Here is a 23463-nt window from a genome sequence, read left to right as displayed (position 1 = left end):
CGCCTCAACCCCCACCCCCCCCAGACCAACAAAAACCACAACCGACCCGCCTCTGGGGGCCTCCCCCCCCGTCCCCCTCCGGGGGGAAGGGGCGGGAAGGGGGGACAGAGACGGGCCGGGCAGCTCCCCGGCCGCCCTCGCCGTGCGTGCCCTGCCCACCGCCGGACGCGCCCGCACGCACCAGGCGTCAGATCTCCTCCGGCACCGCGCCCTCCCGGGCACTGCACAGCACCACGGTGCTGTACGACTCCAGCCGCAGCGCGCTGCCCGCCTTCAGCTCCCGCTCGTCGGGGGCGTCCGTGCTCGCGGTGTCCACCAGCAGTGCCCAGCGGACCGCGAACCGGTCGCCGGGAAGACGGAAGTCGACAGCCCTGTCCGTGCTGTTGAACATCAGCAGGAAGGAGTCGTCGGTGACCCGGTTCCCGTAGGCGTCCGGCTCGGTGATCGCCTCACCGTTCAGGAACACGGTCAGCGCGCCGGCCCGCGGCGCCGTCCAGTCCTCGTCCTGCATCGGCGTGGCATCGGGACGCAACCACTCGACGTCCGCGGGCGGGCGGCCCGAGTGTCCGACCGCCCGACCCGAGAAGAAGCGCCTGCGCCGCAGCACGGGATGCCGGCGGCGGAGCCGGATGAGACCGGAGGTGAACTCGAGGAGCCGACGCCGGCGTTCGTCGAGGTTCCAGTCGATCCAGGTGGTCGGATTGTCCTGGCAGTACGCGTTGTTGTTGCCGCCCTGGGTACGGCCCAGCTCGTCCCCGTGGCTGATCATCGGAATGCCCTGGGAGAGGATCAGCGTGGTCATCAGGTTGCGCTGCTGCCTCTCCCGCAGCGCCAGAACACCGGGGTCGTCGGTCTCCCCTTCCACCCCGCAGTTCCAGGACCGGTTGTGGTCCTCGCCGTCCCGGCCGTCCTCGCCGTTCTCCCCGTTGTGCTTGTGGTCGTATGACACCAGGTCGCGCAGGGTGAACCCGTCGTGGGCCGTGACGAAGTTGACGCTGGCGAGGGGACGGCGCCGGTCGTGTTCGTACAGGTCGGCGGAACCGGTGATGCGCGAGGCGAACTCGCCGAGGACGCCCTCGGCGCCGCGCCAGTAGTCCCGGACGGTGTCACGGTAGCGTCCGTTCCACTCCGACCACAGGGGTGGGAAGTTGCCGACCTGGTAGCCGCCTTCGCCCAGGTCCCACGGCTCGGCGATGAGCTTGACGCGGCGGCTGATCACCGGGTCCTGCTGGATGACGTCGAAGAAGGCGGAGAGCCGGTCGACCTCGTGGAACTGGCGGGCGAGGGTGGCGGCCAGGTCGAAACGGAAGCCGTCGACGTGCATCTCCTGGACCCAGTAGCGCAGGGAGTCCATGATGAGCTGCAGCACGTTGGGGTGGCGCATCAGCAGGCTGTTGCCGGTGCCCGTGGTGTCGTAGTACCGGGAGCGGTCCTCGTCCGCCAGGCGGTAGTAGGCGGCGTTGTCGATCCCCTTGAACGCCAGGACGGGCCCGTTGTGGTTTCCCTCGGCGGTGTGGTTGTAGACGACGTCGAGGATCACCTCGATGCCCGCCGCGTGCAGCGCCTTCACCATCTGCTTGAACTCGGTGACCTGCGCTCCGCGGCCCCCGGTGGCCGCGTAGGCGTTGTGCGGGGCGAAGAAGCCGATGGTGTTGTAACCCCAGTAGTTCGACAGTCCCCTTTCCGCCAGGTGGCCGTCCTGGACGAACTGGTGCACCGGCATCAGTTCCAGCGCGGTCACCCCGAGGCTGGTGAGGTGCTCGAGGAAGGCGGGGTGGGCGATGCCCGCGTAGGTGCCGCGCAGTTCCTCGGGCAGGGCGGGGTGGGTGCGCGTGAGACCGCGCACGTGGCCCTCGTAGATGACGCTGTCCGCATACGTGTGACCGGGAGGCTTGTCGTCGCCCCAGTCGAAGCTGGGGTCGGTGACCACCGACAGCATGGTGTGGCCCGCGCTGTCGAGCTCGTTGGGCTCGGAGCCGTCCGCGAAGCGGTGGCCGTAGAGCGACTCGTGGTGGTCGAGCCGGCCGTCGATCGCGGTCGCGTACGGGTCCAGCAGCAGCTTGGCCGGATTGCAGCGGTGCCCGGCGGCCGGGTCGAAGGGCCCGCTGACGCGGTAGCCGTACCGCTGGCCGGGACCCACGTCGGGGAGGTAGATGTGCCAGGCGGACCGGTCGATCTCGGTCATCGGTACGCGGGTCTCGCGCCCGGCGTCGTCGAGCAGGACCAGGTCCACGCCTGCGGCGACCTCGGAGAACAGTGCGAAGTTGGTTCCGGAGCCGTCGTACGTCGCTCCCAGGGGGTACGGTTTGCCCGTCCATGTACGCATGCGGTCACGCTACTGGCGGCGCGGCCCCGGCGCCCGCTGGTCCCTCGCCCCGGGCGGCGCCACGCCGGGCCGCCGGGCGATGCGCCCCACGCGCGACCGGCGCCGTACCGGCCCCGGGACCGTCGCGAGCGGGACACGATCGCCGGGGCCGGGCCGAGGCCGGCGGGTCAGCGGCTGCCCCGAAGGCGCCTGAGCATTCCGCGGGCCTGCTCCCGCTTGCGCGGGTCGGAAGCCGCGCGCCGCACGGAGGCGATCGTCCGCTGCCCCTGCGGGCTGCGGCTGAACCGCTTGATCTTCGCGAACAGTCCGGACATGAACCCTCCCGATGTAGCCCTCCTGACGCCACGTCGTGTGCCCCGCACCCCGCCCTCCAAACCGCGGGCCGCACCCACGCCGCCTCCCGAGGCGCACCGTGCCGCCCGCACCCGCCGGTGCCGGCATCGTCCCGCTGACGTGCGGGAGAGCCCGCTGCCTGGTCACAGCCATCGGTAGCTGCTGTCGTCCACGGCCGGAAGCATGGCCGATCCGGCGTCGACGCACGCGTCGGACGACCCGAGACCCGCGAGGGGCACGGGCGGGAAGAGGGCGAGGTCACCTGTCTGGTCGAACGGCACCCAGACGACCACCCCACGGCCGACCGCGTCATCGTCCTCGAACGCCTTCAGCTTCGGACGGACTCCCGGCCGGAGACGGACCCGGTAGACGAGGTGGAGCTTCCTGGGGGGAGTGGACCCCGGCCGGCTCACCATGGCGTCCAGGAGCCACATGAAGCGCGGTGCGTCCGCCAGGTCCTCCGGAAGCAGACCGAGCTCCTCCCGAAGCTCACGCCGCAAAGCGGCGGGCAGCGGCTCGGCGGGTTCCACGTTGCCGCCCGGCAGGGCGTAGTGGACCATCCCTCGGCCGTTGGTCCGCTGGATCAGCGCCACATCCTGGCCGTCCAGGACCAGGCCCGCGACACGGATCTTGATCTGGTGAAACGCGGCGGCATCGCCGTGGGTCATCTGCCATCCCTTCTTCCCTTGTGGATCACTCAGAGCGCCCGGATGCGCCGCTCGTCGATGCTCCACCGGCTCGCCCGCCGGCACGACGCGGGGAAGGGGAGCCGTGCGGACCGAACGGCACCGCCACCCACTCTGATGGCCGAGGTGCTGTGGGTGGCCTGAGGCCCGGGGCGGTTGGCCGCCCCGGGCCTCATCGGGCTCGAACACCGGTGACACTAACCGGGGTTGACCTCGAAGCGCACGGACCGGACCAGGAGGTCGTCGCGCGCCGGGCTGCCGTGCGCGCGCAGCTTCCACTCCGGGCCCTCGCAGTTGGCGCCGGCGTAGACGACCACCGCGGAGTCCGTGTCGTTGTGCGGGCCGTAGCCGGGCTGCTCGTCGTCGTCGCTGACGGCGTGGAGGTTGACGCACTTGCCGCTGTGCGGGTCGTGCAGGGTGACGTGCTGCTCCTGCCCGTATCCGTCGACGTACTTGTAGTGGAAGTAGCCTTCGGCGGCGAGGGCCGAACCGGGCAGCGACAGGACCAGGGCGAAGGCCGCCAGGGCAGCGGCGGTGGTGGTGCGGAGCTTCATGGGGGAGGGGCACCTTTCCGGGAAGGCGGGTCGGGCATTGCGGGCACGACCCTAGGGGGGCACCGACAGGCGAATCGATCCTCCTTGATCCCGTGGCGTGGCGGGGCCTGTGGGATCAGGCTCTACGGGCGTCAGGGTCAGGCAAAGTCCGGGGCGGCCTATCGCGCGTCATTCAGGGCGGCAGTCCAGGTGGTGATGTCCGCCTCGCGGGCCGGGCGGGGGTCCGCGTCGTAGAGCCGGGCCTCCCCTTCCTCGGGCGGGTGGCGGGGTTGGTGGCCCAGATGTAGGTCTGGCCCACGCCGTACTTGTGCTCGGTCTCGTCGCTCTGGCTGACCAGCATCTCCGGCCAGTTCCCAACGGGTCGGATTGCTCCAACTGGGTGCCCCGCTGCGGCGCGGACAGTCGGCTGCTGGCCCGGACCGGGAGGACGGCGCCGTCGACCGCATCAACCCTGGGATTTAAACCCGTGGGCCGATGCCGTACGGACGGGCATGTGACAGCGTTCAGTTGTGACCACGGACCCGCCGTGGCGCCACGATTGACGATCCGTGACACGGAGGTCCCATGACCGTCTCGCCGCTCACCGCCCACACGAACCTGACACGCCGCCGCATGCTGGGGGCCGGGTTGGCCGCCGGGGCCGCCGTGCCCCTCGCCGCCATCGCAAGCCCCGCGTGGGCGGACCCGGGCAGTCCCGGTCCCGCCCCGGAGCGGCTCGCTCTGCCCGCGCCCACCGGTCCGTACCCGGTCGGTACGGTCCCACTGCACCTCGTCGACCGGTCACGCCCGGACGACATAGCGGGCCCCGGGCACTTCCGGGAGCTGATGGCCGCCGTCTGGTATCCCGCCCGCGACGTCGAGCACCACCCGGTGGCGCCCTGGATGCCGGCCGGCGCCCTTCAGGCGTTCCTCACCGACGCCGGGCTCAGCGGCCTGGTCCCCCTGGCACCGCTCACTGCCGGCCGCATGGGCGCTCCGGTGCGGCGATCGGGCAGACGGCTGCCCGTCGTCGTGTTCTCGCACGGCGCGCACAGCCACCAGGGCGACCACACCGTCATGGTCCAGGAGCTCGCCAGCCATGGGTACGCGGTCGTGACGATGGCTCACCAGTACGACACCTACACCGAATTCCCGGACGGCCGGGTCGCCGTCCCGCTCTACGACCGGAAAGCACCGACGCTGCCCGGGGACTTCGCCGCCGACCTGCGCTTCGCCCTCGGCTGCGTCGAGCAGCTCGCCGCCGGGCGCAATCCGGACGTCGGCCGGCGGGCGCTGCCGGCCGGGTTGCTCGGCTCCCTCGACCCGCGGCGCATGGGCGCGTTCGGCTGGTCGAAGGGCGGGACGGCCACCGCCTGCGCCGCGCTCGCGGACGACCGCATCCGGGCCGGTCTGAGCCTCGACGGTCCGATGCAGATGAACCCGCCGCTCGCCGGCGACCTGGACCGGCCGTTCATGATGATGTCCGCCGAGTTCACCCGGGCCACGGCTCCCGCGGCCGCCGCGTTCTGGTCGCACCTGCGGGGCTGGCGGCTGGACATCCAGGCCCAGGGCGCCGCCCACATCTCGTACGGCGACAACGAGGCGCTGTTCCCCCAGGTGGCGAAGCTGTTCGGATGGAGCGGGCAGCAGCTCCAGGACGTGATCGGCACCCTCGATCCCGACCAGGCGGTGAAGATCCAGCAGGCGTACCCCCTCGCGTTCTTCGACGAACACCTGCGTCACCGCCGGGGACACCTGCTCGACGGACCGTCCCCGGCCTTCCCCGCCGTGACGTTCCTCCCCTGAGCCCCTGAGCCCCTGAGCCCCCGGGGCCATGGCGCCGCGGCCCGTCACAGTCGCCTGGGCGGAACAGACGACTGCGCCGGGTCCTACCCGAGCCGCCTCCGGTTCAGCGCGCCGTGGGACGACTTGTCCTTCGAGCGGGGAGACCGCGGCCACGCCAGGCCGGTGCCGTTGTCAGTGCTGGGCAGCATGATGACCTTCATGACCGAAAACAGTGCCCTGCTCTCCCCTGTCGCCTACGCGGAAGCCGTGACCACCGCCATGGCGGCGTCGGCCGCGTACTACGGCGCCGGGGCCACCCCGCTCGGTGACGACGAGTACGACGGGCTCCTGCGCGCCATCGCTGCCTACGAGGGGGCCCACCCGGACGAGGTGCTCGCCGAGTCGCCGACCGGGAAGGTGGCGGGCGGGGCCGTGCAGGGGGACGTGCCGCACTCGGTGCCGATGCTCTCCCTCGACAACGTCTTCGACGCCGACGAGCTCACTGAATGGGCCGCCGGACTGAAACGGCGTCTCGGGCGCCCGGTGGCCGGGTGGTGCGTGGAGCCCAAGCTCGACGGCCTCGCCGTGGCCGCCCGTTATCGGGGCGGCCGCCTGGTTCAGGTCCTGACCCGCGGTGACGGACTGGCCGGCGAGGACATCACCCATGCCGCCGGCGCCGTCCTCGGTCTGCCGCCGGTGCTCACCGAGCCGGTCGACGTCGAACTGCGCGGTGAGGTGCTGCTGACGACCGCCCAGTTCGAGGAGGCCAACCGGATCCGGCTCTCCCACGAGGCCACGCCCTTCGCGCACCCGCGCAGCGGAGCGGCCGGCACCCTGCGGGCCAAGGACCGCCCCTACCGGATCGAGCTGACCTTCTTCGCCTACAGCGCGATCGGCCTGGGCGACCTCGGCCACCTCGCCCTGCTGGAGGCACTGGCCGCGCTCGGTGCGAACACGGCCACCAGCACGGCCGCCGCCCCGATGCGCTGCGAGACCGTGGAGCAGGTGCAGGAACGTATCGACGTGATCACCGGCCTGCGCGCAGAGCTGCCGTTCGGGATCGACGGTGTCGTCGTCAAGGCCGACGCGGCCGAGGACCAGCGACAGGCGGGCAACGGCTCGCGCGCCCCCAGGTGGGCGGTGGCCAGGAAACTGGCGGCCGAGCACAAGGTGACGCGTCTCCTGGCGGTGGAGTGGAACGTCGGCCGGACCGGGATCATCGCCCCGCGTGCCGTTCTGGAGCCCGTGGTCATCGACGGGGTGACGGTCACCTACGCCACGCTCCACAACCCGTCCGACATCACCCGCCGCGGACTCATGATCGGCGACCAGGTGTTCGTGTACCGGGCCGGGGACGTGATCCCCCGGGTCGAGGCACCGCTGGCCGACCAGCGCACCGGCGCCGAGAGCCCGATCGTCTTCCCTGAGGCGTGCCCCCGCTGCGGCGACGCGATCGACACCTCCGAGCAGAGGTGGCGGTGCGTGCGCGGCAGGAGCTGCCAGGCCGTGGCCTCGGTGATCTACGCGGCCGGCCGCGACCAGCTCGACATCGAAGGCCTCGGCGGCACGCGGGCGGTACAGCTGGTGGAGGCCGGCCTGGTCAAGGACATCGCCGACCTCTTCACGCTGAACCGTGAGCGGCTCCTCGGCCTGGAGCGGATGGGCGAGACCAGCGCGACCAACCTCCTGGCCGCGATCGAGACCGCCCGCGGGGCCGCACTGAGCCGCGTGTTCTGCGCCCTCGGCGTCCGCGGAACCGGGCGCACGATGTCCCGCCGGATCGCCGCGCACTTCGGCTCGATGGCAGCGATCCGGGCCGCCGACGCGGACACGCTGGCCGGGGTGGACGGCATCGGCACGGAGAAGGCCCGCGTCATCGCGGCCGAGCTCGCCGAACTCGCCCCGCTCCTCGACAAGCTCCAGGCCCAGCGGGTCGGCACCCAGGTCACCGAACCGCAGCACAAGCCCGCGACCGGGGCGAACGACGGCCAGACCCCGGTGGGCGGCCCGCTGGCCGGGCAGGCGGTCGTGGTGACCGGCTCCATGACCGGCCCCCTCGCGGCGTTGTCCCGGAACGAGACGAACGAGCTGATCGAGCGGGCCGGCGGAAAGGCATCGTCGTCGGTGTCCAAGCGCACCACCCTCCTGGTGGCGGGTGAGAAGGCCGGCTCCAAGCGCACCAAGGCCGAGGAGCTGGGAATCCGCATCCTCGACCCCGAGGAGTTCGCCGCCCTCGTCGCCGACCTCCTCCCCGCCTGACCGTCGCTGTCCGCCACCCCGGGTCAGGGCCTTCCTCGCGCGCCGCGGAGGGGCACGGGGAGCATCAACCGGGGGAGGGGCCGTACAGCGGCGCCCCGAAGGGCCGGGCTCCCATGGGTGCGATCAAGGTGATGGTCGAGGCACCGGCGCCATTCCTCGGCGCGTGCTGTTCAGACCCGCACACTTCCGGGTGACTGGCGTACAGATCCGCTGACGGCCGGTCAGCCACGGCGGTACACAGGGTGCTCGAGAGATGATCACGTCGATCCGGAGGTCTACGTGCACGTTCAGCGATCCGCTGTACGGCGAGTCATCGCCGCGGTGGCCGTAGCGGCAGGGCTGGCGCTGCTGGCACCCGCGCCCGTCACAGCCGCCCCGCACCCGCCGAAGCCGCACCGGCAGGTCTACGCCTACGTCACCAGCCTCGACGGCCACGTGTACGTGATCGACACGAGGAGCAACCACGTCCTGGGGATCGGTACCACCGCCGTCGGTGGTGGCCCCGAGAAGGTGGCGGTCACCCCCGACGGCGCCAGTCTCTACGTGACCAACGCCTTCAAGTACGTGTCGGCGGTCAACATCGCAAAGAAGACCGTCACGAACATCCCCTACGACACGAGCGAACTCTCTCCCGACATCCTCTACGGAGAAGCCGTCGCCCCCGACGGCAAGCACGCCTACGTGGCCGTCCAGAATCCCTTCCACGGGGACAAGGTGTCGGTGATCGACACCGCCACCAACCAGGCCTCCGCCACCATCAAGGTCAACAGGCCCGACCAGGTGGTGATCAATCCCGGCGGCAAACGCCTCTACGTGTCCGACAGCAAGGGCGGCCTGTCCGTGATCAGCACCGTCGACAACAAGGCCATCGCCACCATGCGGCTCAACGAACCGGCCAACGGCATGGCGGTCACCCCTGACGGCAAGCGCCTCTACGTGACCGGGGACAGCGGCACCGTCTCGGTGGTCAACCTCACGAAGCGGAAGATCGTCCGCACCATCCCTGGCGCCGGCACGGGCGGGCTGGCGATCAGCCCCAACGGCAACCGGGCTTACGTGGTCGGCGTCGACACCAAGATCAGGCAGGGCAAGGTGTCCGTGATCAACCTGAACACCGACAAGGTCACCAAGACCGTCCCCATCGGCGACATCCCGCCGAGCACCGGGTCAGGCAGGTACTTCCTCCCCGCGGAGGTGGCCGTCACCCCCGACGGGAAGGGCGCCTACGTGGTCGGCTCCTACGGCCACGGGACGCCCCAGGGGACGGTGTTCGCGATCAACACCGAGACCCACGCGGTGACCCCCATCACCGTCGGCGCCGGCGACACCATGGGGGTAGCGGTCGGCCGGCTGTGACGGCGACACGCGCGGCCCGGCAGATCCAGCGGCAGGTGCTTCCTGCCGGACGGCCGGTACGGGCCTGGCCCCGCCGGCCGGGATGGGCGCGGGCGGTGGTGGAAACCGCCGACCCGGAGGCGGTGCGCGCGGCCCGATGAGTACGGGGTGGAGCGGGGCCGCCGCTGTCCGGACGGGGTCCAGGCAGCGGCGGCGGTGTTCTAGCGGCCCGTGGGGTCGGTCATGCAGCGGCAGCACCTCGAGAGCGGAACTTCAGGGCCTGCGCTGACCGATCCGGTCAAGGCCGCTGCGGGGTGTGGCGGGACCGTACGAGGGTCGGCCCGGCGGCTTGCCCTCGCAGGACGTCTCACATGTTCCGGGTCTCGGTGTACGAGTCCGCGACCGTGACCTTCGCCCAGGTGTTGGTGACGCGGCAGTTCCGGGTCTGGTGCGTGACGAACACCTGGTATTCCCGCTTCTTGATACCGATCTTGTAGCTCACGCGCTTGCGGGCGGGCACCTCGATCATCACGGTCTTGCCCTTCGCGATGGAGGCGCTGGCTTCGACGGACACTCCGAGCTTGGAGCTGATCTCCGCCGCGGCCAGGTTGAGCGTGCCTCCGATCTCGCCGCTGACGGTGCCCGTCAGGCTGGCGTTTATCTGCCCGGTGACGCTCTCGCGCGTGGTGGCGGCGCTGTCGCGGTTGTCGATGACCCCCGACGCGACCACCTTGTGCCACGTGGACGAGATCTCCGTGTACTTGCGCTTGTAGACGTCGTCACAGATCTCGGCTGCGGACGCGGGCGTCGCCGACAGTCCGATCAGTCCGCCGGCGAGTACGGCCGACGCGGTGGTGGCCGTCATGAATGTGCGGACAGAAGTGCGCATGTTGGTTCCCCCATTGTGAGGCTCCGGCTTGGTCAGTAGCGGAGCGGTTCCCCAAACTAGCCACGGTCCGATCGGCGCTACAACGCTCTTGATCAGAATCTGAGCTTGTGGTCCTTCCTTGCCGCGGGTGAACCGCCTTGGCGGGACGTCGAGTTACCCGACGTCCACCCGGACCAGGCGGCCTGGGCGTCCGACCGCGTCCGCTTCGACCAGGTGATCAGGCTCGGTTGGATCGCCGGGCGCCCCAAGGACGCCCGGCCCTTGCCGTGGGGTCCAGGGACATGATCGCCATGTATACGCCCTTCAGGGCTGCGGTGTCGTTCGGGAAGTCCGCGCGTGGCCTTCTTCCTCCCGGCGAACGGCCCCTGGGCGACGTCCGTGGCGACCGTGCGGAAGTAGGTGGAGTGCGGACGCGACATGGTCCCCGCCGTCCAGTCGGGGTCCAGCGTCAGCACGGGGTCGGTGTTGCCCGGTGACAGGGTTGACCACGTCCGCCCGCGCGAGCGGTGCCACCAGGTTCCGGGCGACACCGGAGTTGAGGGGTCCGACGACCCCCAGCACCTTCTCGCCGGACACGAAGCGCGCGGCGTTCGGGCGTGGCCATCGCCGCGCCCAGAACCGCGGAGCGGCGGGTGAGGCCCCGCCGCCGGGCGGCCCCCTCACACCGGGCAACGGAACCGCAGTACCGCCGCGGTCCTCAGCTCTCGGAACGATCCGGCAACCGGCGGAGCTCGAGCAGCGCCACCGCGATCTTCACCCCGGTGGAAATCGTGAGGGCCTGGACGAACGGCATACCCATGAGCCACAGGGCCACCGTCATGACCGTCAGAACCAAGAACGCCGGAAGCAGATTGGTCCGCCGGATCACGGTCTTCAGGCGCCCGGCTCCGCTCCGACGCTGAGCCACCCCACCGACCGGGCGCGCGGTGAGGCCTTCCTCCTCGGCCTGCGGCATCGGCTCCTGCCTTTCCCTCGCGCTCGTCTCCGACCACGAGCCTCGGACCCGCCCCGGTCGGCCGCCACCGCTGCCACCCGTTCCCGCCGCCGTCCGACGTACACCGTTCACCCCACAGGGCCAGCCGGAGCCGTCCCGCCGTGCCACGGTGACCGGCACTCGATCCCCGTACGAGGAGTCCTCCTTTCCACGTGACAGCGTCGGGAATCCGGGCTCCACCGGGAACGCGGTGAGTCAAGGCGCAGGTTCGGCATCGGCGCTACCGTGGCCGCGGGCGTGGCCGACAGAAGCACAGATCAGACACGCACGGCGGTGCAGGGGACCTGCTCACCTCCAATGACGACGGCCGTCTCCCGGACCCCGAAACCATGGCGAATGCGTGAAGGTGACAATGCCGGGCACGTGCGCCCTAGGCGGAACGAACAGCGCACCCCCGCCGTGCGAGTGCGCGCAGGGAATGACGGAGATGACTTCCTCGTCGCTCCCGATGAATCGGAGGAGTTGTTTTCGCGTGACTGAGCATGTGTGGAGTTACAAGTCGACCGCTGGCCCCCTGGCCGGCACGGACCTCACCGGATACAAGGTCGAGGCGACCGACGGGAGCGTCGGCAAGGTCGACAAGCACTCCGACGAGGTCGGTGACGCCTACCTGGTGGTCGACACCGGCGTTTGGATCTTCGGCAAGGAGGTCCTGCTCCCGGCGAGCACGGTCGTCTCGATCGACCCGGAGGAGCGCAAGGTCTTCGTCGACCGCACGAGGGGGCAGATCAAGGACGCCCCCGAGTTCCACCGCGACAAGCACCTTGGCGACGCCGGCTACCGCGAGGAACTGGGCACCTACTACAGCACCGGCGCCCCCTTCGGCGGCCGTCCAGCCTGACCCCCGTTTCCACCGGCTGGGGCTCGGCGCCCGCGACCGCCTCGCCGATCAGGCGACGGGCCGGGGTCTGCTTCAGTGGGGCGGTGTCGCTCCGAGCGCCTCTCCGGCGAAGCCCAGCCATTGCTGGATGGTACACACGGCGAAACTCGAGCGGTCGGAGGACATGCGCAACCACACCTCGTCCCCGCCGGGCATGAGCGCCACCTCCAGGTGCGGCTCGTCCCACGTTCCCAGTGGGTACATCCACTCGATGCCGTCGGGCCAGGTGCGCATCGCCACCGTGCGCACGCTCAGCGCCGCGGCCATGGCGTCCAGGGCCGCACGCGGTATCCGTACCTCAGCAGGCTCGCGGCCGAACGTTCCCATCGGGCACCCCCCCGCTCGTGGCGAAGCGCTACAGTTCACCGCGCGTCATACCCTGCCCTACCGGAGCCGGTCTGGGGCCTGAACGTCTGGCGGATCAGGAAGATCCCCTCGCCTGCAGGGAGGTAGTTGCGACGCCCTCACCCGGCTCGCCCGCCGCCCCGAGGCGAAGGTTCGCACGACGGTCGCCGCCCCGCCGGACCTGGGACCGGACCTGGCGGCGGAGCTGAGGGAGGACCCGGACGAGGAGGTGCGGATGCGCGCAACCCAGCGGGCCGTGCGGGCCGCGCTGCCGTAGGCCGCCGGTTCAGCCACACGCTCCGGCGGCTGCCCGGGTCCGTGGCTCAGCCCAGGAGTTCGCGGGTGGCCAGAGCGGTGCCCTCGATGCGGGCGCTGATCTTGGCGAAGGCGGTCTCGCGGGAGGTGGAGGTGTCGTCGGCGAAGGGGGAGAAGCCGCAGTCGTCGCAGGTGCCCAAACGGTCGAGGGGCAGGTGCCGGGCGGCGGCCAGGACGCGGTCGCGCACCTCCTGGGCGGTTTCGACACGCGGGTCGATGGGGTCGGTGACGCCGATGAACACCCGGGCCCGGTCGGGTAGGTGTTCCGCGAGGACGGCGAGGACCCGGTCCGGTTCCGGTTCGCTGGAGAGCTGGACGTAGAAGGCGCCGGCCTTGAGCTGCAGGAGTCTGGGCAGCAGGGCCGTGTAGTCGACGTCCAGGCTGTGGGTGGAGTCCTGGTCGCCGCCGGGGCAGGTGTGGATTCCGATCCGGTCCTGTTCAGCCGGGGAGAAGCGTTCCAGGACGCGGTTGTTGAGGGCGATGAACTGATCCAGCAGGCCTGCGCTCGGGTCGAGCTTCAGCGCGAGACGGGCCTCGGTGAAGTCGAGCTGGACGCGGTGGGCACCGGCGTCCAGGCACCGGCGGATGTCGGCCTCGGCCTCGGTGGTGAGGTCGTCGAGGAAGGCCTCGCGGGGGTACCCGTCGATGCCGTCAGCGGGGTAGAGCAGGCTGAGCGCCGACGGCGCGATGACGGCCTGCTTCACCGGCGAAGCCGCGTGCCGGAGCGCCGTGCGCAGGTAGCGGTCCGCGTACACGCCGTAGCGCAGCGGTCCGGCCGTCAGGCGGGGGAGCTGCCGCTGGTGCCCGTCGGCAAAGGGGATGACGACGCCGTCTGGTGCCAGTCGGTCCAGGCCGGTCAGGGGGTAGGTGGCGAAGCTGGGCTTGGACTGTTCGCCGTCAGTGACTACCGGTGAGCCGATCTCCTCCAGTCGGCGGACGGTATCGCGGACCGCGGCGTCCTGGGCGGCGCCGAGTTCCTCGTCCCCGATCCGGCCGGCGGCATGGTCCGCCATGGCGGCGAGCAAGTGGGCGGGCCGCGGGATGCTGCCGATCGGTTCGGTGGGAATGCCCACCGTGGCCTGGCTCATGCCCCGATCTCCAGCTGCGCCTCACCGTTGCTGCCCCTGAGCCCCGACAAGAGGCACGCGGTGGGCAGCTCACCGGGCAGCGCTGCAACGGTCCTGTGCGCCGCCAGCCCCTCCCCCCGGCCCTCGACGACCCGGCCCGACAGCCTGACCACGAGGACGCCGGCGACACGAACACTGGTGCTGCTGTCGTACGTGATCGACGACCGTTTCCCGTCGGCGTACTGGACGACTTCCCCGAGCCGCGGGCTGTTCACCGTGATGCAGGACGCCGCGGGCGACGTCCCTTCCAGGTAGCCGGTGGCCGGTACCGTCCGGCCGGAAGCCACGCCGCAGGTGTAGCTCGCATGGGTCCGGACGCGGGTCTGCCGCGGCAGCAGAGTCAGGGGCGGGTCGTACGTGCTGGTGCTGGAGCCCGTGCACACAGCGCTCTCCCGGTGCGCGGGCTCATGGGCCTGACCCGCCGGAGCCCACACCACCGACGAACCCACCAGGGCCAGGGAACTCAGCGCCGCTGCCGCGCCGTGCCTGCTGAACATCCATCCTCCACGGAATTCGATCTTCCACCAGGGCTGGTTCTACCCCCGGGCCGCTCCTGCCGTCGCCGGCTCCTTGAGTCACACCACCCGCGCACGACGCACAGCGCACGTGGGCAATCACGCCCACGCCCCCCGAACGGGTGCCTTGATCCTCAGCCCGAGGGGTAGGACAGCCACTTCGGAACGCAGCACTCACCTTCGAACGCCACAACGCAAGGAACCACGAACCACGATGAACCAGACAGTCGCCCAGAAGCTCATCTTCGCCATGCTGGACGCGGACGGAGACGGAACCGTCTCCAGGGAGGAGTACCTTGCGCGCACCAAGAACGTGGCGCTGGCCGCGGGGCTCAGGGAAGACGACCCGCTCGTCGTCACCGCACGCACCCTCGGCGAGCGCGCATGGGCGTCGATGGACGCGGACGGCGACGGAAAGATGACTTTCGACCAGTACGCGGCATGGGCCGGCGCCGAGGCATTCGACACCGTCTGCGCACCCGTCCTCGGAGCGCTCTTCGACCTCGCCGACACCGACCATGACGGCGCCCTCGACCTCGCCGAGTTCACAGCCCTGCGGACAGCACTGAACAACCCGGCGACCAACGCCGAAGCAGCGTTCACGGCCCTGGACACCAACGGTGCCGGCCGCATCAGCCGCGACGACTACATCGCGTCCATCCGCGCTCATGTCACCGGCGAAGGCTCTCCCATGGGCAGGGCGCTGTACAGCAGGCCGCTCTCCGACATCCCGGCGTGACGACCACGCCTTGGCGGAGATCGGCCCAGCGCTACGCACTCGCCGCGTCGTCAGCCCCCACCCGGCCGCACAACGCGAGGGCAAGGCCCGCACCACGCATGAGATCCATGCCGGGTGATCGGCCTCGATGAAGGTGTGACACCGCATCGCGCAGACCGCTCGCAGCGTGCCGGCCTCGGGTGATGCTCGCGGAACGGCACGTGCCTGCCCCCACCGCCGGCCGGGCCGCCGGTCACCCGCCCCCCACCGCCAGGGCGACCGCACCCGGAAGCCCCGTGTGGCGCCCGGCCGAGACCGCTCGGCGCGGCTCAGTGAACGGAAAACCCGCCGTCGACGAAGATCGCCTGCCCGGTGACGTAACCGGACGCGCGGCTGGCCAGGAACACCGCCACGCCGGCGAAGTCCTCGGCCACGCCGTTGCGCCCGACCATCGTGCGCGAGGCCAGCGCCATCACCTTCTCCGGGTCGGACGCCAACCGCGCGTTGAGCGGCGTCAGGACGAAGCCGGGGACCAGCGCGTTGCAGGTGACGCCGTGTGGCGACCATGCCTCGGCCTGAGAGCGGGCCAGCGACTCCAGGGCCCCCTTGGAGACCCCGTAGGCGCCGCTCTGAACGAACGCCCGGTGCGCCTGCTGGGAGGTGATGTGGATGATCCGCCCGAAGCCCCGCTCGGCCATGCCGGGCCCGAACCGCTGGCCCAGCAGGTAGGGCGCCTCGAGGTTCACCGCCATCGTGGCGTCCCACACCTCCTCGCCCAGCTCGCCCATCGGCGGCCGCAGGTTGATTCCGGCGCTGTTGACGAGGATGTCGGGCTCGCCAAACACTTCCGCTGCCCGCTCCGCCGCCGCGCGCACTCCCTCGCGGGTGCCCAGGTCGGCGCTCACCCAGGCCGCCCGGCAGCCCTCCGCCGCCAGCTCGTCGACCGTGGCGGCCAGTTCGGGCTCCTTGCGTGCCACGACGACCACGCTCGCGCCCGCTCGCGCGAGAGCCCTGGCGATGGCCCGGCCGATGCCCGAACTGCCACCCGTCACCACGGCGACCCGGCCGTTGAGCGAGAACAGTTCCGCGACGTAGCTGTGCGAGGTCATCCCCGCACTCTAGACGAGTGGATCCGAAGCTCCGGTCTGCCGAAGGAAAGGAGGGTGTCCAAGACCCGGCTCTTCCGGGGCTGTGCCCGCACCGCCGCTGCGTGCGGCCACGACGAGACCGCGGCTTGCCCACGCTCGGCGTGCCCTCAGTGCCCGGCCTGCTCGCCGCCTCCCTCGGGGAACTCGCCGACGGATGCGGCGAGCAGGCCGTACACGTAGTCGGCCTCCGGGGTCAGGGCGGCCTCGATCTCGGTGTCCGTCCGGCCGGCCAGAGTCAGTTCCTGGATGCGGCGGAACATCAGCCGGTTCGCCGCCGCGATCACGGCCGCGGCGGCACGGGGTGCGATGCCCGGTGCCCCGCCGGCTTCCCGGGCCGCCTCGGTCAGGGCCTGGGCCAGCGCTTCCTCCTGCTGCTCGTGCAGTTCCCGCAGGCGCGCGGTCAGTGTCGGGCTCTCGGCCACCATGCGCGCGAACGCCGCCCCGGTGAACCCCGCCACCGGACTGTGCTCGGTCAGCGTCGTGTGGAACGCCCGGCGCAGCGCGGCCAGGGGCGCCTCGCCGGGATGCCGCTCGGCCACGGTCCGGGCCAGCGCGGCCGTGAAGTGCTCGTGGTGGTCGAGCGCCAAGTCCTCCTTGCGTGTGAAGTAGTTCGTGACCGTCTTCTTGGCCACCCGCGCCGCCGCGGCGATCTGGGCGATCGTCGTCTGCTCGAAGCCCTGCTCAAGGAAGAGCTGTGTGGCGCGGTCGGAGATCAGCTGCCTGGTCTCCAGCTTCTTGGACTCGCGAAGCCCCATCTCGCTACTCATGAGGGAATCTTACATCGGTTGTAAAAATACTCTTGACGGCCGGACCCGCCCTCTCTAATGTTGCGTTCGTTGCAAAAATAGTCTCGACGTAAGGACACCGCTTGCGCGTCACCGCAGATCTGACGGCCATCACCGCGCCCACCACGCTTCAGGGCCTCGCCCCCATCTCCCCGCGGGGATCTGCATCCCTGCCCCACCGCCGGCCGGTGGACCGTGCCCGGTCGGAAACTCCGCCCCGCATCAAGGGAGACAAGACCCCTCGCCCCCACCCCTACCGCGCACCCCGCCGCACCTGCTGACCGCCTCTTCAACCCAACAGCCCAGGAGTCACCTTGCAGGTCACGACCACCACCGTCTCCCTCACCGTCGCCGACGTGGACGCCTCGCGTGAGTTCTTCTCCACCCACCTCGGTTACCGGACCGCCATGGCCGGCGACGGATTCGCCTCCCTGACCCGCGGGGACGCCGCAGCAGACGTGGTGCTGCTCCGCCGCGGCAGCGAGGTGCTCCCGCCCGAGCAGCGCCACCAGCAAGCCACGGGCCTGATCTTCGCCCTCACCGTTACCGACATCGAGGCCGAGGAGCGGCGCCTGCGCGCGGAGGGCGCTCCGATCACCATGCCGCTGCGCGAAGAGCCGTGGGGTGAGCGACTGTTCCAGCTGACCGACCCGAACGGGATCGTCGTCCAGTTCGTCGAGTGGGCCCTCCCGGACCAGACCGCACAGACGACACACACCCAGGAGCCGGAGGAGACCGGATGCGCGTAATCACCACCATCGCGAAGGCGTCCCCGAGCCCCCGGACGCCCGCGTGACCGTTCCGGCCCTCCCCGTCCGAGGCAGCACCGAACTCAGCACCTGGACCGCCGCGATGACAGTCGGCCGGAGCGCCCCCGATCCCGTCGTCCCCCGCGATCAGGCCTGGACGTGGCCACCGGCGTCCTCGACGTCACCTGCGCCGGCCGCACCGAGAAGATCTCGGGAGGGCGGACGTTCGGCCTCCCGCCCCACGTGCCGCGCCACGCCCAAGCCGCCGAGGCTCACGGTTCTGCCCGGGGCCCGGTAACAGCAAGCCGACACCACCCCCGACCTTCCCCCACCCTCATCCTGACGGAGACAGCTTGTCCCTGCGCATCACCGCCCTGACCGACCCCGAGACGACCCCGGCCGGGCGCCGTCTGGCCTGGCTGGCTTCCACTTGCGACGGCCACCCCGCCGGCTACGCCTTCCTGCGCCTGTTCACCAAGGAGGGCCAGAGCCACCTCGCCGAACTGGACGTACAGGTCCACCCCGGCGAACGACGTACACGGGCGGGCAGCCTGCTGCTCGACGCCGCCGTGACCGCCGCCCGCCACGACGGCCGTACCACGGTCATCGCCCAGGCCGCTGCCGGATCCCCCGGCGCCGCCTTCCTGAGGGCCCGAGGCTTCCGAGCCGCCCTGGCCCTCACCTACGCCAGGCTTCCGCTGGCCGAAGCGGACCTGACCGCTCTCTCCTCCCTGGTCGGTAGCCCGCACGACGGCTACCAGCTGACGGCGTGGGAAGGGCGGGTGCCGGAGCAACTCGCCGACACGTTCGTCGCGTCGCGCCGGGCCATGGACGACATGCCGATGGGCGCAGTCGACTACGGCACCGTGGTCTGGGACCTCGCTCGCGTACGGGCCGCGGCCGACGCCGTCGCCGCACGCGGCGATGTCCTCCACACCGTGGCGGCCGTCGAGCGGTCGTCCGGTGCCATCGCCGGCTTCACCGAACTGGTCGTGCCCGGCAGCGGGACGGGCGACGCCCAGCACTACGGCACGGCGGTGCTGCCCGAGCACCGCGGCCGCGGGCTCGCCCGGTGGATGAAGGCCGCCTCGATCCTCCGGGCTCGCGAACTCCATCCACGCCTGGGCGGCCTGCTGACCGACACCGCCGACAACAACCCGTACATGCGCCGCGTGAACGATGCCCTCGGCTACCTGCCGACGCACACGGCCCACGAATACCAGCTCGACCTGTAGACCAGCCCACCCAGGGCCAGCGCGGCCGGCGTTCGACCGTGGCGCCCGCAAGCAGCTGATGACGAGCAGGGTCCGCCCGCGTTCACTGCGGGCGTACGCCTTCGCGCGGGAAGCTCAGGGCGCGTTCACGTCCAGGTTCTGGCGGGACCTGTTGGAGGCGCCGGGGCTGAGAACGTTGTTCTGGGTGTTGATGTTGTTGTAGATCGGGAGGAGACCACTGAGCTTGATGCCCAGGAGGGATCCCCCGTCGCCATTACCGCCGTTACCGCCATTGCCCCCGTTGCACGTGCCCCCCGTGACGACGGTGGGGTCGCTGTCGGAATCGGCGGGGCTGCCACCACCGGAGATGGAAGCCGAATTGACCAGGCTGCAAGGAGCGTTCTCGGCGATATTGACCGAGAGGTCGAGCGTCTGGGGTGTCTCCATCGACAACGGCATGGAAGTGGTGCACACCGCCTGTTCCAGGCTGGACTGGGTGCAGTCCCACCCCACATCGGCGCTGACCCCGGCGAGCGTGAGACCTTCCGGCATGACATCGGTGACCGTCACCAGGCCCGTGGTCGTGTCCTGAGAACCGTTGGTCACCGTGAGGGTGTACATGGCCGTACCACCCCGGACGAAGGTGCCCGTGTGGGACTTCTCGATCTGCAGGAACGCCTGTGCGAACGCGGGCGTGGCCCCTGCGGTCAGAGGCAGTACGCCCCCCACCGCCAGTACCGTACCGGCTGCCAGCAGACGCCGCTTCCACACGGATGCGCTCATCGGCCCGTCTCCCATCCTGAGCTGTTCGGTGACGTTCGGAACGCTCGCACAGGCAGATCCTCGTGTGCGGTGCCGGCAGCGGGCGCTCCCCGCTTTCACTCGATCGCAGGGGGAAAGGTGCGGCATACGGAGGTCATGGGGCGGCCAACCGAGTATCCAGCATCCTGTTCCGCTCAGAGGACGACAGCCTCACCCCCGGCCACCACCGCCCAGGGGCCCGAAGCGGGGCCTGCGAACCCACCTTGGTCATGGAAGGGGCACGGCGCACTGGTCGCTCCGGGTGACACGGCCGAGCGGCGGCGTGGGGCGGGCGGCCGGAGCGCGGCTCGGGGCGAACACTGTCCGGTATGACCTCTGATACCAACGCAAGGCCGTCCTCGGGCGGTTGGAGTGAAGTGGACCCCGCCGTGGCGGTGCCGGCCCATGCCCGGCTGACCCGCGTGATGGGCGTCGGCTGGGGCGTGCTCGCGCTCGCCGCGCTCACCAGTACCGGGGTGATGAACACCCTGGCCGGCGGGGGACCCCGGGCCGTGGGCGATCTGGCGTCGCTGTGCGACTGTGACCCCGGCACGCTCGCGCGCTTCTTCCGCGCGGCAGCGGTGACGGGGGTGGTGGAGGAGCCGGAGCCCGGCGTCTTCGCGGTCACCGACCTCGGTGAGGCGTTGATGCCGGAGGGGGCCGGATCGGCCGACGGGTATCTACGGCTGTCGCTCACACCGGAGTTCCTGCTGCCGTGGACGGCGGCCGAGCAGGTGCTGCGTACCGGCAGGGCCGGCTTCGACGGGGTGTTCGGCAGGTCGTTCTACGAGCATCTCGGGACGCGTCCGGAACTGGCCCGGCTCTTCCAGGACGCGATGAGCACCACGTCGTCGGCCCAGGCGCTGTGGGAGGCCTTCGACTTCCGGGACGCGGGTGTGGTCGTGGACGTGGGCGGGGGGCACGGCTCGCTCCTGGGCGAAGTGCTGCTACGCCACCGGCACTTGCGCGGTGTCCTCGTCGACTTGCCGCACGCCGTGCAGGGCGCGGGCCCGCACCTGGCGGCTGCCGGGGTCGCGGATCGCGTCAGGGTGACGTGCGGGAGCTTCTTCGACCCGCTCCCTCCTGGGGCGGACGTCTACGTCCTCAGCCGCATCCTGCACAACTGGGCTGACGACGATGCCGTGGGCATCCTGCGGCGTGTCCGTGACGCCGTTCCGTCCAGCGGCCGCGTCCTCGTCGTCGAGCCCATGGCGGGCGGCGACGACGAGTCCACCGCGGTCCCTCCGGCCCATGACCTGTTCATGCTGATGCTGCTGGGTGGCCGGACCCGCACGCGCGAGGAGATGGCCGCCCTGCTCGCCCGGGCCGGGTTGCACCCCGAACGGGCGTGCCGGGCCGGTGGCGGGATCGCGGTGGTGGTCGCGGTTCCCTGCTGAACGCCCTACGCGCCGGGCCGCCTGGCGCGGAGGAGAAGGTTGACGGGTTCCGCGTCGGCTTCGCCGTCCCGGGAGCCGATGGGGGTGAAGTCCACGTCGGTGAAGCCGCCCGCGTCGAGGGCCCGTTCGTACGCCGTCCGGCTCCAGTGCCGTACCGGCAACCGGACCGGCGGTGCGGTGTGGATGTTCAGGGTGCAGAGGTCGCCGTCCCGGACGGGTGTGGGTCGTTCGATGGAGAAGGCGTCACGGACCGTGTCGGACGGCAGGTCGGCGTTCCCCACGACGGCGACCAGACGGCCCCCGGGCTTGAGGTTGGCGTACAGCCGCTCGCAGATCCGGTGCAGGGAGTCCCTGGTTTCGGCATAGTGCAGGACGCTGATCGCCGTGGCCACGTCGAAGTTCCCCACCACGTCCAGACGGGTGAGGTCGGCCGCCCGGTAGGTGATGTCCAGCGGCTCGCGGGCCTCCACTCCCCGTGCCGCGGCCACCATCGCTCGGCTGGCGTCCACGCCGATGACCTCGGCCGCTCCGCGCTGGCGCAGGAGGCGAGTGTAGGCGCCCGCTCCGCACCCGGCGTCGAGGACCGCGGCGCCTTCGAGGGGCCCGACCGCTTCCAGGACCGTCGGGATCTCCACCCGGTGGCGGTAGGGGGCGATCACCCGTTCGATCTCGGCGACGCGTCCCGCGATGTCGTCGTACCGTGCGGCCACATCGTCCTCGCCCTTCTGTGCCGTTCCGGCATCCTGCGCACCCTGCCGAACCACCACGTGGCCCTGGGCCGGGTGCCAGTACTCCGGCATGTCGCGCAGGTCGCGCAGGACGGGCAGCACCGTGTGGTAACAGGTCACGGAGGACGGAACGCCCATCACCTCGGGTGTGCTGAGGAGGAAGGGGAGCTCGGCCCGGAGATAGTCCAGCGCGGCCTGCTGCCGGGCCTCGTCCCGGCCGTCCGCCGGATCCGGGCGTCCGGCCCGCACGACCATCCGGCAGTGCTTGCGCAGAGCCTCGGCCAGCCGGTCATCCGCCTCGAAGGCGCGGTCCAGGCGCCGGCGCACCGTCCGGTAGCCGGGCCTGTCCGCGCACTCGGACAACGCGTGGACACCGAGCGGAACCACGTCGGGCAGCTGCTCGACCGCTCGGCGGATGCGGCGCCGAACGTCCCTCACCGATCGCGCGGCGCGAGCGGCGGCCTTCGCCGGCGGGACGCCTTCGGCGACGTGCATGGTGTCCAGGTGGAGGTCGGTATACACGACGTCCACGCGCGCGAACGTGCGCTGGGCCCATCCCAGCAGGGCCACCAGGCGTTCCTGGGTGAAGTAGCTGTTGCCCGCACTGACACCGATGAGGGCGTGCTCCCCGCGTTCCAGGAGCACGTGGGACGCGGGGGTGAAGGGGTCGACCGTGAGCGGATCGTGCGGGGCGTTGTCGGGGGGCGCTGAAGGGCGGTTGCACGGATCAGTCACGGCCGATCACCTCTCCCTCCTGCAAGAGGACGGCGAGCCGGCGGCACGTATCGTCGAGGAACGCCCCGAGATCGCGTTCCCCCATGGGCGCGCTCATGAAGTCCTCGAGCCCGCCGCGCAGATCCTCCAGCGCCCGGCCGTCACCGGCGGCTAAGCCGAGGCCTGCTGCCAGCGCCAGCAGCCGCCGAGCGGCGTCCAGACAGCGCATCGGCCCGTAGGAAGCCGGCTCTGTCAGCAGCCCGTGGCCGCTGCTCAGCAGGAAGGCGGCCAGGAGGACCAGTTCTTCACCCGTCTGCCGCAGCGTCATCTCGCCAGGAGTCATAGCGGATCACCTCAGTCCAAACGCGTCGTCGAGTGGGCTCCGGGGGCCGGGCGGGATGCCCGACGGGGACCAGCAGCACCGGTTCCAAATGCGGCGGCAGTCCGAGGAGCGTGTGCACGGCCGGCTTGTGGAAACTGGCGACCGGACAGCCGCCCATGCCGAGGGTGTGCGCGGACAGCAGCAGGTTCTGTACGGCCATCGCGACGCACAGCAGTCCCTCGTCCCAGCCGTCCGCACCGGGCTGGTCCGGGCGTGCGGCTCTCGACCGGTCGAAGCACGCGGCAACGATCAGCGGCGGGGAACCGATGATGCCGGGAGCGAATGCACGGACCGAGCGCAACGTCCGCCGCTCCCGTACGGCGACGAAGCCCCACGCCTGCCTGTTCGAGGCCGTGGGCGCCGCCAGCATCGCCTCCAGCATCAGCGCGAGCGCGGCGTCCTCCACGGGCTCTTGCGTGTACTGCCGCACCACGTGGCGGGTCAGGAGTACCCGCATTGCCTCCTGCGCCCGGCCTTCGCGCAGGTCAGGACGCGACCCTTTCAG

23 protein-coding genes are annotated in these 23463 nt (G+C 71.0%); 8 read left to right on the top strand and 15 right to left on the bottom strand.

Translation table 11 applies throughout. The features are described 5' to 3' along the window. Nucleotides 1-187: 187 nt before the first annotated feature. From glgX to ACZ4WZ_RS23120, 4 genes are all read right to left on the bottom strand, one after another. Complete coding sequence (gene glgX, locus ACZ4WZ_RS23135; RefSeq protein ID WP_467893019.1) at nt 188-2326, bottom strand: glycogen debranching protein GlgX; 2139 nt, start codon at nt 2324-2326, stop codon at nt 188-190. Between the two features lie 167 nt (nt 2327-2493). After that, nucleotides 2494-2640: a hypothetical protein gene (locus ACZ4WZ_RS23130; protein ID WP_467893017.1), complete on the bottom strand. Its 147-nt coding sequence runs from the start codon at nt 2638-2640 to the stop codon at nt 2494-2496. A gap of 162 nt (nt 2641-2802) precedes the next feature. Further along, nucleotides 2803-3327, bottom strand: a complete 525-nt coding sequence (locus ACZ4WZ_RS23125; protein WP_467893016.1) for an NUDIX hydrolase — start codon at nt 3325-3327, stop codon at nt 2803-2805. A gap of 215 nt (nt 3328-3542) precedes the next feature. Then, entirely contained in the window at nt 3543-3899 is a 357-nt protein-coding gene (locus ACZ4WZ_RS23120; RefSeq protein WP_467893015.1) for a hypothetical protein, read from the bottom strand. 564 nt (nt 3900-4463) lie between these two features. Between ACZ4WZ_RS23120 and ACZ4WZ_RS23115 the strand changes: the two genes are divergently transcribed. From ACZ4WZ_RS23115 to ACZ4WZ_RS23105, 3 genes are all read left to right on the top strand, one after another. Further along, nucleotides 4464-5684 carry an alpha/beta hydrolase family protein gene (locus tag ACZ4WZ_RS23115; protein WP_467893013.1) on the top strand — a complete coding sequence of 407 codons (1221 nt, stop codon included), beginning with the start codon at nt 4464-4466 and terminating at the stop codon, nt 5682-5684. 189 nt (nt 5685-5873) lie between these two features. Continuing rightward, a complete protein-coding gene (gene ligA / locus ACZ4WZ_RS23110; RefSeq protein WP_467893174.1) occupies nt 5874-7922 on the top strand; it encodes an NAD-dependent DNA ligase LigA in 2049 nt (682 codons plus the stop codon). A 321-nt stretch (nt 7923-8243) separates the two neighbouring features. Further along, the gene (locus tag ACZ4WZ_RS23105; protein WP_467893012.1) at nt 8244-9278 is read left to right on the top strand and encodes a YncE family protein; all 1035 of its coding nucleotides are present in this window, start codon (nt 8244-8246) and stop codon (nt 9276-9278) included. 346 nt (nt 9279-9624) lie between these two features. Here ACZ4WZ_RS23105 and ACZ4WZ_RS23100 read toward each other — a convergent pair whose 3' ends face one another. Beyond that, nucleotides 9625-10146 (bottom strand): hypothetical protein, encoded by a 522-nt coding sequence (locus ACZ4WZ_RS23100; protein WP_467893010.1) that lies wholly within the window; start codon nt 10144-10146, stop codon nt 9625-9627. Between the two features lie 697 nt (nt 10147-10843). After that, nucleotides 10844-11101, bottom strand: coding sequence for a hypothetical protein (locus ACZ4WZ_RS23095; RefSeq protein ID WP_467893008.1), 258 nt, complete (start codon nt 11099-11101; stop codon nt 10844-10846). Between the two features lie 511 nt (nt 11102-11612). Between ACZ4WZ_RS23095 and ACZ4WZ_RS23090 the strand changes: the two genes are divergently transcribed. Continuing rightward, complete coding sequence (locus tag ACZ4WZ_RS23090; protein ID WP_467893007.1) at nt 11613-11981, top strand: PRC-barrel domain-containing protein; 369 nt, start codon at nt 11613-11615, stop codon at nt 11979-11981. 72 nt (nt 11982-12053) lie between these two features. On the opposite strand, the gene ACZ4WZ_RS23085 is transcribed toward ACZ4WZ_RS23090, so the two are convergent. From ACZ4WZ_RS23085 to ACZ4WZ_RS23075, 3 genes are all read right to left on the bottom strand, one after another. Then, the gene (locus tag ACZ4WZ_RS23085) at nt 12054-12347 is read right to left on the bottom strand and encodes a hypothetical protein (RefSeq protein WP_467893005.1); all 294 of its coding nucleotides are present in this window, start codon (nt 12345-12347) and stop codon (nt 12054-12056) included. A gap of 341 nt (nt 12348-12688) precedes the next feature. Beyond that, nucleotides 12689-13753, bottom strand: a complete 1065-nt coding sequence (locus ACZ4WZ_RS23080) for a cobalamin-independent methionine synthase II family protein (protein WP_467893172.1) — start codon at nt 13751-13753, stop codon at nt 12689-12691. Nucleotides 13754-13764: 11 nt separating this feature from the next. Further along, nucleotides 13765-14304, bottom strand: coding sequence for a hypothetical protein (locus ACZ4WZ_RS23075; protein WP_467893003.1), 540 nt, complete (start codon nt 14302-14304; stop codon nt 13765-13767). 232 nt (nt 14305-14536) lie between these two features. Between ACZ4WZ_RS23075 and ACZ4WZ_RS23070 the strand changes: the two genes are divergently transcribed. Beyond that, on the top strand, nt 14537-15061 hold the full coding sequence (locus ACZ4WZ_RS23070; protein WP_467893002.1) for an EF-hand domain-containing protein: 525 nt from the start codon (nt 14537-14539) through the stop codon (nt 15059-15061). A 308-nt stretch (nt 15062-15369) separates the two neighbouring features. Here the strand turns inward: ACZ4WZ_RS23070 and ACZ4WZ_RS23065 are convergent, their stop codons facing one another. Then, nucleotides 15370-16149, bottom strand: a complete 780-nt coding sequence (locus ACZ4WZ_RS23065; protein WP_467893000.1) for an SDR family NAD(P)-dependent oxidoreductase — start codon at nt 16147-16149, stop codon at nt 15370-15372. Nucleotides 16150-16295: 146 nt separating this feature from the next. Then, complete coding sequence (locus tag ACZ4WZ_RS23060; protein WP_467893170.1) at nt 16296-16943, bottom strand: TetR/AcrR family transcriptional regulator; 648 nt, start codon at nt 16941-16943, stop codon at nt 16296-16298. A 344-nt stretch (nt 16944-17287) separates the two neighbouring features. Between ACZ4WZ_RS23060 and ACZ4WZ_RS23055 the strand changes: the two genes are divergently transcribed. Then, nucleotides 17288-17722 (top strand): VOC family protein, encoded by a 435-nt coding sequence (locus ACZ4WZ_RS23055; protein WP_467892998.1) that lies wholly within the window; start codon nt 17288-17290, stop codon nt 17720-17722. 353 nt (nt 17723-18075) lie between these two features. After that, complete coding sequence (locus ACZ4WZ_RS23050; protein WP_467892997.1) at nt 18076-18957, top strand: GNAT family N-acetyltransferase; 882 nt, start codon at nt 18076-18078, stop codon at nt 18955-18957. Nucleotides 18958-19071: 114 nt separating this feature from the next. Here ACZ4WZ_RS23050 and ACZ4WZ_RS23045 read toward each other — a convergent pair whose 3' ends face one another. Further along, the gene (locus ACZ4WZ_RS23045) at nt 19072-19719 is read right to left on the bottom strand and encodes a hypothetical protein (protein ID WP_467892996.1); all 648 of its coding nucleotides are present in this window, start codon (nt 19717-19719) and stop codon (nt 19072-19074) included. A 347-nt stretch (nt 19720-20066) separates the two neighbouring features. Here ACZ4WZ_RS23045 and ACZ4WZ_RS23040 point away from each other — a divergent pair, with 347 nt between their 5' ends. Next, complete coding sequence (locus ACZ4WZ_RS23040; RefSeq protein ID WP_467892995.1) at nt 20067-21134, top strand: methyltransferase; 1068 nt, start codon at nt 20067-20069, stop codon at nt 21132-21134. A gap of 5 nt (nt 21135-21139) precedes the next feature. On the opposite strand, the gene ACZ4WZ_RS23035 is transcribed toward ACZ4WZ_RS23040, so the two are convergent. Genes ACZ4WZ_RS23035 through ACZ4WZ_RS23025 form a run of 3 tightly spaced genes read right to left on the bottom strand, consistent with a single transcriptional unit; the run spans nt 21140 to nt 23415 of the window. Continuing rightward, nucleotides 21140-22597, bottom strand: coding sequence for a tRNA-dependent cyclodipeptide synthase (locus tag ACZ4WZ_RS23035; RefSeq protein ID WP_467892993.1), 1458 nt, complete (start codon nt 22595-22597; stop codon nt 21140-21142). Further along, the gene (locus tag ACZ4WZ_RS23030; protein WP_467892992.1) at nt 22590-22904 is read right to left on the bottom strand and encodes a DUF6092 family protein; all 315 of its coding nucleotides are present in this window, start codon (nt 22902-22904) and stop codon (nt 22590-22592) included. The genes ACZ4WZ_RS23035 and ACZ4WZ_RS23030 overlap by 8 nt, the downstream gene beginning before the upstream one ends. Further along, entirely contained in the window at nt 22882-23415 is a 534-nt protein-coding gene (locus ACZ4WZ_RS23025) for a nitroreductase family protein (RefSeq protein WP_467892990.1), read from the bottom strand. The genes ACZ4WZ_RS23030 and ACZ4WZ_RS23025 overlap by 23 nt, the downstream gene beginning before the upstream one ends. Nucleotides 23416-23463: the final 48 nt, after the last annotated feature.

This window comes from Streptomyces sp. NPDC029122 (genome assembly GCF_055569445.1).
This window is presented reverse-complemented; position numbering and strand designations above follow the sequence as displayed.